Origin of the sequence: Pseudotabrizicola sp. (assembly GCF_030656345.1) — a bacterium.
In the GTDB taxonomy this organism is placed as follows: Bacteria; Pseudomonadota; Alphaproteobacteria; order Rhodobacterales; family Rhodobacteraceae; genus Pseudotabrizicola.
Genome location: NZ_JAUSNR010000023.1, coordinates 264,049 through 274,193 on the forward strand (window position 1 = coordinate 264,049; position 10,145 = coordinate 274,193).

General features: G+C 62.4%; 10 protein-coding genes and 1 pseudogene. 3 read left to right on the forward strand and 8 right to left on the reverse strand.

Annotated elements, in window-relative coordinates:
- Positions 1-18 precede the first annotated feature (18 nt).
- Genes proC through Q7J44_RS14280 form a run of 3 tightly spaced genes read left to right on the forward strand, consistent with a single transcriptional unit; the run spans position 19 to position 2,116 of the window.
- On the forward strand, positions 19-840 hold the full coding sequence (gene proC, locus Q7J44_RS14270; protein ID WP_304880948.1) for a pyrroline-5-carboxylate reductase: 822 nt from the start codon (positions 19-21) through the stop codon (positions 838-840).
- Entirely contained in the window at positions 837-1,169 is a 333-nt protein-coding gene (locus tag Q7J44_RS14275; RefSeq protein ID WP_304880949.1) for a tRNA-binding protein, read from the forward strand. Before proC ends, Q7J44_RS14275 begins: the two co-directional genes overlap by 4 nt.
- Positions 1,169-2,116, forward strand: coding sequence for a D-glycerate dehydrogenase (locus Q7J44_RS14280; protein WP_304880951.1), 948 nt, complete (start codon positions 1,169-1,171; stop codon positions 2,114-2,116). The genes Q7J44_RS14275 and Q7J44_RS14280 overlap by 1 nt, the downstream gene beginning before the upstream one ends.
- Positions 2,117-2,273: 157 nt before the next feature.
- On the opposite strand, the gene Q7J44_RS14285 is transcribed toward Q7J44_RS14280, so the two are convergent.
- From Q7J44_RS14285 to Q7J44_RS14320, 8 genes and pseudogenes are all read right to left on the reverse strand, one after another.
- Positions 2,274-4,460 (reverse strand): 3-hydroxyacyl-CoA dehydrogenase NAD-binding domain-containing protein, encoded by a 2,187-nt coding sequence (locus Q7J44_RS14285; protein ID WP_304880953.1) that lies wholly within the window; start codon positions 4,458-4,460, stop codon positions 2,274-2,276.
- Complete coding sequence (locus Q7J44_RS14290) at positions 4,457-4,906, reverse strand: hypothetical protein (RefSeq protein WP_304880954.1); 450 nt, start codon at positions 4,904-4,906, stop codon at positions 4,457-4,459. The genes Q7J44_RS14285 and Q7J44_RS14290 overlap by 4 nt, the downstream gene beginning before the upstream one ends.
- 3 nt (positions 4,907-4,909) lie before the next feature.
- Positions 4,910-6,121 (reverse strand): acetyl-CoA C-acetyltransferase, encoded by a 1,212-nt coding sequence (locus tag Q7J44_RS14295; RefSeq protein WP_304880956.1) that lies wholly within the window; start codon positions 6,119-6,121, stop codon positions 4,910-4,912.
- A 12-nt stretch (positions 6,122-6,133) separates the two neighbouring features.
- A complete protein-coding gene (locus Q7J44_RS14300) occupies positions 6,134-6,793 on the reverse strand; it encodes a glutathione S-transferase family protein (protein ID WP_304880958.1) in 660 nt (219 codons plus the stop codon).
- Positions 6,794-7,070: 277 nt separating this feature from the next.
- Positions 7,071-7,283 (reverse strand): hypothetical protein, encoded by a 213-nt coding sequence (locus tag Q7J44_RS14305; protein WP_135429621.1) that lies wholly within the window; start codon positions 7,281-7,283, stop codon positions 7,071-7,073.
- Between the two features lie 96 nt (positions 7,284-7,379).
- Positions 7,380-9,155 carry an acyl-CoA dehydrogenase C-terminal domain-containing protein gene (locus Q7J44_RS14310; protein ID WP_304880960.1) on the reverse strand — a complete coding sequence of 592 codons (1,776 nt, stop codon included), beginning with the start codon at positions 9,153-9,155 and terminating at the stop codon, positions 7,380-7,382.
- Between the two features lie 41 nt (positions 9,156-9,196).
- Positions 9,197-9,592 carry a MerR family DNA-binding transcriptional regulator gene (locus tag Q7J44_RS14315; RefSeq protein WP_304880962.1) on the reverse strand — a complete coding sequence of 132 codons (396 nt, stop codon included), beginning with the start codon at positions 9,590-9,592 and terminating at the stop codon, positions 9,197-9,199.
- A gap of 118 nt (positions 9,593-9,710) precedes the next feature.
- A pseudogene (locus tag Q7J44_RS14320) lies at positions 9,711-10,145 on the reverse strand (alpha/beta hydrolase); the annotation flags it as partial.

A 10,145-nucleotide genomic window follows, 5' to 3' on the forward strand; every position in this document is an offset into this window, starting at 1 on the left:
GTCAGGACGGGGAATGTGATGAACTTGGATACCATAAACCAAAGGGGCCTTGTGCTTCTGGGCTGCGGCAAAATGGGGTCAGCCATGCTGGAAGGCTGGCTGGGGCAGGGGCTGCGGCCTGAGGCAACTTGGGTGATTGACCCGCATCCTTCAGAGTGGCTGCAGGCGATCGCCGCCAAAGGTCTCACGCTGAACGCAGGCATGCCTGATGCACCCGCGGTGGTGCTGATTGCGGTCAAGCCGCAGATGATGGGCGACGCGCTGCCGCAGATTGCCAGCTTTGGCGGCAGCGACACACTGATCGTGACCGTCGCCGCCGGCACCACGATTGCCACCTATGAGGCAGCGTTTGGTGGGCGCACGCATATCGTGCGCGCCATGCCCAACACCCCCGCCGCCGTCGGGCGCGGGATCACCGCGATTATCGGCAATGCCGCCGCCACGCCTGCTGACCTTGACCTCGCCGAGGCCTTGCTTTCAGCGGTGGGTCAGGTGGTGCGGCTGGAGGGAGAGCATCAGATGGATGCGGTGACCGCCGTGTCCGGCTCTGGCCCGGCCTATGTGTTTCACCTGATCGAGGCGTTGGCAGCGGCGGGCGAGGCCGAGGGGTTGCCAGCGGATCTGTCGATGCAACTGGCCCGTGCCACCGTCACCGGGGCAGGGGAACTGGCGCATCGCGCGCCGGAAACTGCGGAACAGCTGCGCATCAACGTCACTTCGCCCGGCGGCACCACGGCGGCAGCGCTGTCGGTGCTGATGGAGCCCGACTCCGGTTTTCCCGCGCTGCTGCGCCGGGCGGTCAAGGCGGCGGCGGACCGCGGGCGGAGCTTGGGCAAATGATCACCTATGATGACTTTCAAAAGGTCGATATCCGCGTGGGCGTGATTACACGCGCCGAACCCTTCCCCGAGGCGCGCAAGCCCGCCATCAAGCTCTGGGTGGATTTCGGTGGCGAGATTGGGGAAAAGCGCTCCAGCGCGCAGCTGACCCGCTATTACACGCCCGAGTCGCTGGTCGGGCGGCAGGTGGTGGCGGTGGTCAACTTCCCACCGCGCCAGATCGGCAAGGTGATGTCCGAAGTGCTGGTGCTGGGCGTGCCGGATGAAGCGGGCGAGGTGGTGCTGCTGACGCCCGATCAGGTTGTGCCTTTGGGCGGAAGGATGTTCTGATGAAACTGCTGATCACACGGCCCTTGCCGGATGAGGTGCTGGATGCCGCCCGCGCCCGGTTTGACGTGACAGTGCGTGAAAGCACGCTGCCGCTGACCGGGGAAGAGCTGCGCGCCAGCCTGCGCGATTTTGACCTGATCCTGCCCACGCTGGGCGATCGCTATCAGGCGGACGTTTTCGCCGATGTGCCGGCCCCGCGCGCGCGGATGCTGGCGAACTTTGGTGTGGGCTACAATCACATTGATGTGGCCGCCGCCCGTGCCGCCGGTCTGATGGTGTCCAACACGCCGGGTGCTGTGACCGATGCCACTGCCGATATTGCGCTGACGCTGATGCTGATGACCGCACGGCGCGCCGGGGAGGGCGAACGCATGGTGCGCGCGGGCCTGTGGGAAGGCTGGCACCCGACGCAGATGCTGGGGATGCATCTGTCTGGCAAGCGGATCGGCATCATCGGCATGGGCCGGATCGGCAAGGCGATTGCGCGGCGGGCGCAGGCCGGGTTCGGGATGCAGGTGATGTTCTACAACCGCTCGCCCGTCGCCGACGCAGGTGTGCCCGCGCAGCAGGTGACACTGGCCGAGGCGATGGCTGCCGATGTGGTGGTGCTGGCGGTGCCTGGCGGCAAGGACACCCATCACCTGATCAATGCCGAAACGCTGTCGCTAATGCAGCCGCACGCAATTTTGGTGAACATCAGCCGCGGCGATGTGGTGGACGAGGCGGCACTTGCGGCAGCGCTGGTCGGGGGCCGTCTGGCCGGGGCTGGCCTCGATGTCTATGAGTTTGAGCCGCAGATCAATCCGGCGCTGATGGCGCTGGAAAATGTGACCCTGCTGCCGCATCTGGGCACCGCCGCGCTGGAAGTGCGCAGCAATATGGGGATGATGGCGGTCGACAACCTGATCGCCTTTGCGGAAGGCCGCGCCCTGCCCAATCCGGTATAAACGCAAGGGCTTTCACCTTACCCAAATACTCCCGCCGGAGGCTCCTGCCGCAGATGCCGGACGCTCCGCGGGGAGTATTTGAGAAAGCTGCAATGCAAAGAACAAGAACAGTGCCGCCCCGCACCCTGCGGAGCGGCCTCTGTGTGATTGGTCGCGGTCAGGCCGCCTTGCGGGCGGTTTTGCCGTAGAAGGTGGTGCCCGATGCCGCCATGTCGCGCAGCAGATCAGGCGTGGCGAAGCGGTCGCCTTCACTGGTGGTCAGCGCGTCGCAGATCTCCACCGCGCGGGCGGCCCCGATGATGTCGAGCCAGCCGAACGGGCCGCCGGACCATGGTGCAAAGCCCCAGCCGAGGATGGCACCGACATCGCCTTCGCGGATATCGGTCAGCACCCCGTCTTCCAGCGCCCGCACCGCCTCAAGCACCTGCGCCATCAGCAGGCGGTGTTGCACATGGGTCAGGTCGGGCTGAACGTTTGCTCCCGGATATTGCGCTGCCAGCCCGTCCCACAGCCCGCCGCGCTTGCCGGCGTCGTCATAGGTGTAGAACCCGGCATTGGCCTTCTTGCCCATGCGGCCTTGATCCGCCATCCAGAACAGTACTTCATCGACCGCGCCGTCAGGGTATGCGTCGCCCATGGCCAGTTTCGTGGCCTTGGCGATCTTCACCCCCAGATCGATTGATGTCTCATCCACCAGTTGCAGCGGCCCAAGTGGCATGCCGACCAGCTTGGCGGCGTTTTCCACCAGCGCCGGTTCCACCCCTTCGGCCACCATGCGGATGCCTTCGTTGATGTAGGGGATGATGCAACGGTTGGCGTAGAAGAAGCGCGCATCATTGACCACGATGGGCGTCTTGCGGATCTGGCGGGCAAAATCCAGCGCCTTGGCCACCGCCACATTGCCGGTTTCCTTGCCGCGAATGATTTCCACAAGCATCATCTTGTCCACCGGGGAGAAGAAGTGGATGCCGATGAACTGTTCTGGTCGCTGGCTGGCCTTGGCCAGATCGGAAATCGGCAGGGTAGAGGTGTTGGTGGCAAAGATGCAGTCCGCGCCAACCACAGCTTCAACCTTTGCCGTCACCTCGGCCTTGACCTTCATATCCTCGAACACCGCCTCGACAATCAGATCGCAGCCCGACAGGGCGGCATAATCGGTGGTGGCGGTGATGCGGGCCAGAACTTCGGCCTTTTTCTCCGCCGTCACCTTGCGCCGCGCGATGCCTTTGTCGAGGATGCCTTCCGAATAGGCCCTGCCGCGATTCGCCGCATCCTGTGCGGCGTCAATCAGCACCACCTCGATCCCGGCGTTGGCGCTGACATAGGCAATTCCGGCCCCCATCATGCCAGCCCCGATGATGCCAACCTTTTTCACGGTCTGATCAGGGGCTTCCGGCCGGTTGGCCCCTTTTTCCAGCGCTTCCTTATTGATGAACAGGCTGCGGATCATCGCCGAGGAAGACGGGTTCATCAGAACGGATGTGAAGTTGCGCGCCTCAATCTTCAGGGCGGTGTCGAAGGGCACCATCGCGCCTTCATAAACCGCGCTCAGCAGCGCCTTGGCGGCGGGGTAGACGCCCATGGTCTTGCCATGCACCATGGCCGATGCGCCGACAAAGGTCATGAAGCCGGCCGGATGATAGGGCGCGCCGCCGGGCATCTTGTAGCCCTTTGCGTCCCAGGGTTTGACCAGATCAGCCTCTTTCGCGGCGAGCACCCATTCCTTGGCGCGGGTCAGCAGGTCTTCGGGCGCGACCACCTCGTCGATCAGCCCGCCGGATTTGGCGCCCTTGGGGTCTGACAGTTTGCCTTCCAGCAGGTAGGGCGCGGCCATCATCGCGCCCATCTTGCGCACCAGCCGGGTTGTGCCGCCTGCACCGGGGAAAATGCCAACCATGATTTCCGGCAGGCCGATCTTGGCGCGTGGGTTGTCAGCGGCAATGATGCGGTGGCAGGCCAACGGCACCTCCAGCCCGATGCCAAGCGCTGTGCCGGGCAGGGCGGCGACAATTGGCTTGCCACCTTTCAGCGTCTTGGTGTCCATCCCGGCGCGTTCGATCTTGCGCAGAATGGCGTGCATTTCCATCACGCCGTTGAAAATCCCTTCCGCCCCGCCGTCATCGCGCATCTTGGCGATGACGTTCAGATCCATGCCGCCGGCAAAATCCTTCTTGCCGGAGGTGATGATCACCCCCTTGACCGCCGCGTCCGCAAGAGCGGTGTCGATGTGTGCGTCAAGCTCTGCAAAGCCTGCAAGCGACATCACATTCATCGATTTGCCCGGCACGTCCCAGGTGATGGTTGCGACGCCATCGGCATCCACGACATAGGTAAAATCGGTCATTCTTCCGGTCCTTTCCGAAGGTCGGTTTTGGCTGGGCTGGACACGGGAACCGGCCAGCGTGCTTTGGCAACAGCGTTGGAGATCGAGGCCGCTTTCCAGCGGTCCTTATTCCAACGCAGCGTGATCTGCGATTTGAACGGTTCAAACACCCGCATTCCGCCCGAAATGATGTGGGTGATGTAGCGCCCGGTGATGAGGTTGGGGGCAAGCGCCTGCGCGCTTTCCACAAGACGAATGTAGTTCGTCACCCGTTGAGACGCGAACATGGCGCAAAAGCTTTCAAAGCCTTCGCGCAAGTCGACATCCGTGGTGAACGACAGGGTTTCAGTATGGGTGACCAGATGAAACGGCAGCACCACCCCGGCCCGATAGGCCACGAAATCCGCCGCCATCACTGCGGCGGACATCTCGTCCAGATAGATCTGGAGAATGGTGACGGCGTTCATGGCCTAGACCCGTTCGATGATGGTGGCCGCCCCCATACCAGAGGCGATGCACAATGTGGCCAGCCCCACGCCCTTGCCGGTCCGCTCCAGCTCATCCAGCAGGGTGCCGATGATGATCGCCCCGGTCGCGCCCAGCGGGTGGCCCATGGCGATGGAGCCGCCGTTCGGGTTCACCTTGGCCGGGTCCACATTAAAGGCCTGCATGAAGCGCAGCACCACGCTGGCAAAGGCTTCGTTCACCTCGAACAGGTCAATGTCGCTGATGCTCATGCCCGCGTCGTGCAGGATCTTTTCGGTGACGGGCACCGGGCCGGTCAGCATGATGGTCGGATCGGTGCCGATCTTGGCGGTCGCGCGGATGCGGGCGCGGGGCTTCAGCCCATGGGCCTTGCCGAATTCAGCGTTGCCGATCAGCACGGCGGCGGCACCATCGACGATGCCCGACGAATTGCCGGCATGGTGGATGTGATTGATCCGTTCCAGATGCGGGTATTTCATCATGGCGATCTTGTCGAAACCGGGCATCACCTCGCCCATATCCTTGAAAGCAGGTTTCAGCGCCCCAAGCGCCTGCATGTCCGTGCCGGGGCGCATGTATTCATCGGTGGACAGGATCGGCAGACCGTTCTGGTCGCGGATGGTGATGACCGATTTGGCAAAGCGGTTGTCCTGCCACGCCGCCGCCGCCCGGCGCTGCGATTCCATGGCCAGGGCATCGGCCATGTCGCGGGTGAAGCCGTATTCGGTGGCGATGATATCGGCCGAAATCCCCTGCGGCACGAAATAGGTCTTCATCGCCAGTGACGGATCGACAGCAATCGCAGCACCATCACTGCCCATGGCCACCCGGCCCATCATCTCGACGCCGCCAGCGATATAGGCCTGACCGGCCCCCGCCTTGACCTGATTAGCGGCAAGGTTCACAGCCTCCATCCCGCTGGCGCAGAATCGGTTGATGGCAAGGCCGGGGATGCTTTCGTCAAGATCCGACAGCAACACTGCCGAGCGCGCAAGGCAGCCGCCCTGCTCACCCACCTGGGTCACATTGCCCCAGATCACATCCTCGACCGCGTGGCCCTCCAGCCCGTTGCGGTCCTTGACCGCATTCAGGATTTTGGCCGACAGCGCAACCGAGGTCAGCTCGTGCAGGCTGCCGTCCGGGCGACCCTTGCCGCGCGGGCTGCGAATGGCGTCATAGATAAAGGCGTCTGACATGGTATCCTCTCCTTATGCCCGGTCCGACGGGTTGCCGGGCATCAATTCATAGGGGTGTTTCCAGCCGGGCAGTGCCGCAATACGGTCAAGCCAGGCGTCGATATGGGGCCAGTCCTTGCGGTCAAAGCCAAAGGGTTCGGGATAGTAGAGGTAGCCGCAGCACGACAGATCGGCGATGGTCACATGCTCGCCCACCATCCACTCGCGCTGCGCAAGATGGCTGTTCAGAACATCATAGGCGGCCTTCAGACGGCCCTGCAAATAGGGTACCACGCCCTCTGGCCGCTTGTCAGCCGGCATGAAATTCATCTGAAACCGGACCGTGCCGATCTGGGTGGACAGTTTGTGATTGTCCCAGAGCAGCCAGCGCAGCACCTCGCTGCGGGCAAAAGGGGTGCTGCCGGTCAGCTGCCCGGTCTTTGCGACGATATGCAACAGAATGGCACCCGACTGGGTCAGGACATTCTGCCCGTCCACCAGCACCGGAACCTCCCCCATTTCGTTCAGGGCGCGAAATGCGGCCGTGCGGGTCTCGCCATTGAAGAAATCGACAAAGTGCGGTCGCCAGGGCGTGCCGGTGAAGGTCAGCGCAAGCGCGCATTTATAGGCGTTGCCACTTTCGCCAAAGCAATACAGCTCCATCTCGCCTTTGCTCAGTTCTTCCATAGCCATCGGCCCTCCCAGACCTGCCGGTGTTACCGGGGGTTTCACACCCCCGGTCCCCCGTGGAGTATTTTCGTCAAGATGAAACAAGGATTGGTTAACCTTGTCACCCTACCCTCAAAAGCGCGGTACAGGCTGGAGAGCCGATGACCGCTCAAGGTGAAGCCCCGTCCTGAAGCCCCGGATAGCCAAAACGGACAGTTGGGGCGGGGCGGACCAGGCCCATTCATCTTGACCCAAATACTCCTCGCCGGAGGCGTCCGCGCTTTTGCGCTTTCTGGCGGTTTCAGTGTTTCCGATCCTCCAGTTCCGAATTGAACAGTCGCAGCCTGTGGGTCAGGTTTTCCTTGTGGGTCACGCTGTCGAAGTGTTCGAACAGGAACGACAGCGCCTCCCCCTCATCCAGCCCCGCCTCGGCGGCAAAGCGCTTCAGGCGACGATAGCCGTCTTCGGTCATGGCGACCGGAAAGCGGCGGGTCAGGCGAAAACGTTTGGGCATCTTGTCTCTCCGGCTTGGGCGGGGGGATTTTCCGAAGAAAAATCGTGATCCCCCCAAAGGTGCTTAACGTCATTTTACGGCGACGTTTTGCGCAGCCTAGAACGCCTCTGCAGGCAAGGCCATCACCGGCTCCGCCCCGGTTTCGATGCGCGCGAGGTGCATGCCGCAGGCGGGCAGCTGGCGGGCCATGTAGAAGCGGCCGGTTGCGATCTTGGCCTCCAGAAATTCGCGGTCAGCGTCACCGGCGTCTAGCGCCTCATAGGCCGCCTTTGCCATCCGGGTCCACATCAGGCCAAGGCAGACATGGCCCATCAGATGCATGAAATCATACGACCCCGACAACGCGGCGTTGGGGTTCTTCATCCCGGCCTGCATGAAGAACATGCCTGCTTGCTGCAGTTGCTTTGATGCGGTTTTCAGCGGCTCGGCAAAGCCCTTCATCCGGTCATCGCCGTCATGCGCCTTGCATTCGGCTTTGACCATTTCGAAAAACGCCATCACATGCTTGCCACCGTCCTGCGCCAGTTTGCGCCCGACAAGATCCAGCGCCTGCACGCCGTTGGCCCCTTCATAAATCATCGCGATCCGGGCATCACGGGCAAACTGGCTCATGCCCCATTCCTCGATATACCCGTGCCCGCCGAACACCTGCTGGGCCTGCACCGCCATCTCGAACCCTTTGTCGGTCTGGAAGCCTTTGACCACCGGGATCATCAGGCTGACCAGTCCTTCCGCGGCGGCATCGCCCTGCCGGACCGAGCGGTCGATCAGATGTGCGGCCCAGAAGGTCAGGGCGCGCGCGCCTTCCACAAAGCTTTTCTGCTCCATCAGGTTGCGGCGAATATCGGGGTGCACGATCAGCGGATCGGCGGGGCCGGATGGGTTTTCTGCCCCGGTCACGGCGCGGCCCTGAAGCCGGTCTTTCGCATAGGCCAGCGCATTCTGATACGCGGCTTCGGCCTGCGCATAGCCTTGCAGGCCCACGCCCAGCCGCGCCTCGTTCATCATGGTGAACATGGCACGCATGCCTTTGTGCAGATCGCCCAGCAGCCAGCCTTTCGCCCCGTCATAGTTCATGACGCAGGTGGCATTGCCGTGGATGCCCATCTTTTCTTCGATCTTGCCGCAGGACAGGGCGTTGCGCGCGCCAAGGCTGCCGTCTTCGTTCACAAGAACCTTCGGCACGATGAACAGCGAGATGCCCTTGCTGCCCGCACCGCCGCCGGGGGCTTTGGCCAGCACCAGATGAATGATGTTGTCCGCCAGATCATGTTCCCCGGCCGAGATGAAGATCTTCTGCCCGGTGATCAGATAGCTGCCATCCTCCTGCGGATCGGCCTTGGTGCGCATCAGGCCCAGATCGGTTCCGCAATGCGGTTCGGTCAGGTTCATGGTGCCGGTCCATTCCAGCGACACCATCTTTGGCAGATAGGTTGCCTTCTGGTCGTCCGAACCCGCCGACAGGATGGCGTTGATCGCGCCGTGCGTCAGCCCTTGGTACATGTTGAAGGCCATGTTTGCCGACACGAATATCTCGCCGACGGCGGTGCCCATGACGTAGGGCAGGTTCTGGCCGCCGAATTCCTCGGGCAGGTCCAACCCGTTCCAACCGCCGTCCTTCAAGGCGTCGAACGCGCCCTTGAATCCGGTCGGCGTGTAAACCACACCGTTTTCCAGCCGACAGCCCTCGCGGTCGCCCACAGCGTTAAGCGGCGCCAACACCTCGCCCGCCAGCTTGCCCGCCTCGTCCAGAATGGCAGAAGTAAAGGCTTGGTCCAGATCGGCGTAACCGGGGATTCCGGTTTCGGTTACGTTCAGCACGTCATGCAAGATGAACTGCATATCCTTGACGGGGGCGGTATAGGTCGGCATGTCTCTCTCCCTTCGCGCGACGATTTGGGTCGATCGGCGCTTTATTCGGCTGCTGATTTGCGGAACGAGGCGATCATTTCGGCCCCCCATTCCAATTGTCCACTCAACTCGGCGATGGCTTCGTTCAGCTCGTCGCGCTGCTGCTCCATCTGGGTCAGACGACCGCGCGCGATTTCATAGGTGCGCAGCAGTTGGGTTTCTTGCTGGTCCCCGCGGTCGTACAGGTCCAGCAACTGGCGAATGTCCTCAAGGCTGAACCCGAAGCGTTTACCCCGCAAGATCAGCTTGAGCCGACCCCGGTCACGACGCGTGAACAAGCGCTTTTGCCCCTGACGGATCGGGAACAGCAGTTCCTTTGATTCGTAGAACCGCAGCGTGCGCGGCGTCACATCGAACGCGTCGCACATCTCACGGATGGACATCACTTCTTCGGTCATCACAGGATCCCTTACAAGCCACACAGTCCGGGGCAGATGCAGAGTCGTTCCACACCATACAAGAACAGTTGACGTTAACGTAAATATAACGTCACGTCAGTTCTTTCGTGACGCAGTGTCAGGGTGTGTAAGCGGAAAAGTGCTTGGCGATGGCGTCCAGCAATGGGGCGCGTCTGGCGTGTGATTCCATCAGAAGTTCATGTCGTGCGCCAGCCACGCGCAACAACCGCCCCCCGGGCCAGCGCGCGACCCGATCCTCGATGGCCGGAATATCCACGATCATTTCATCACCGCCCAAGGCCGTCAGCATGGGCACCGCTGGCGACGGGCGAAGCCCCAGCAGATGGCATTCCAACAAGGACTGATACAGCCACCGCACGGTCGGCCCGGCAATCTGCACCTCGGGATGCGCCCGCAGGTCCGCCTGCATCGCCTCCCACTCGGCACGGTCGCTTGTCAGGGTGTTGCCCAAAAAGGCGCCGGTTGCAGCATAACATACCGGGCCGGTGGCCGGTGGCGGTGCATAGCTCGATCCAAGACCAAGGGTACACGC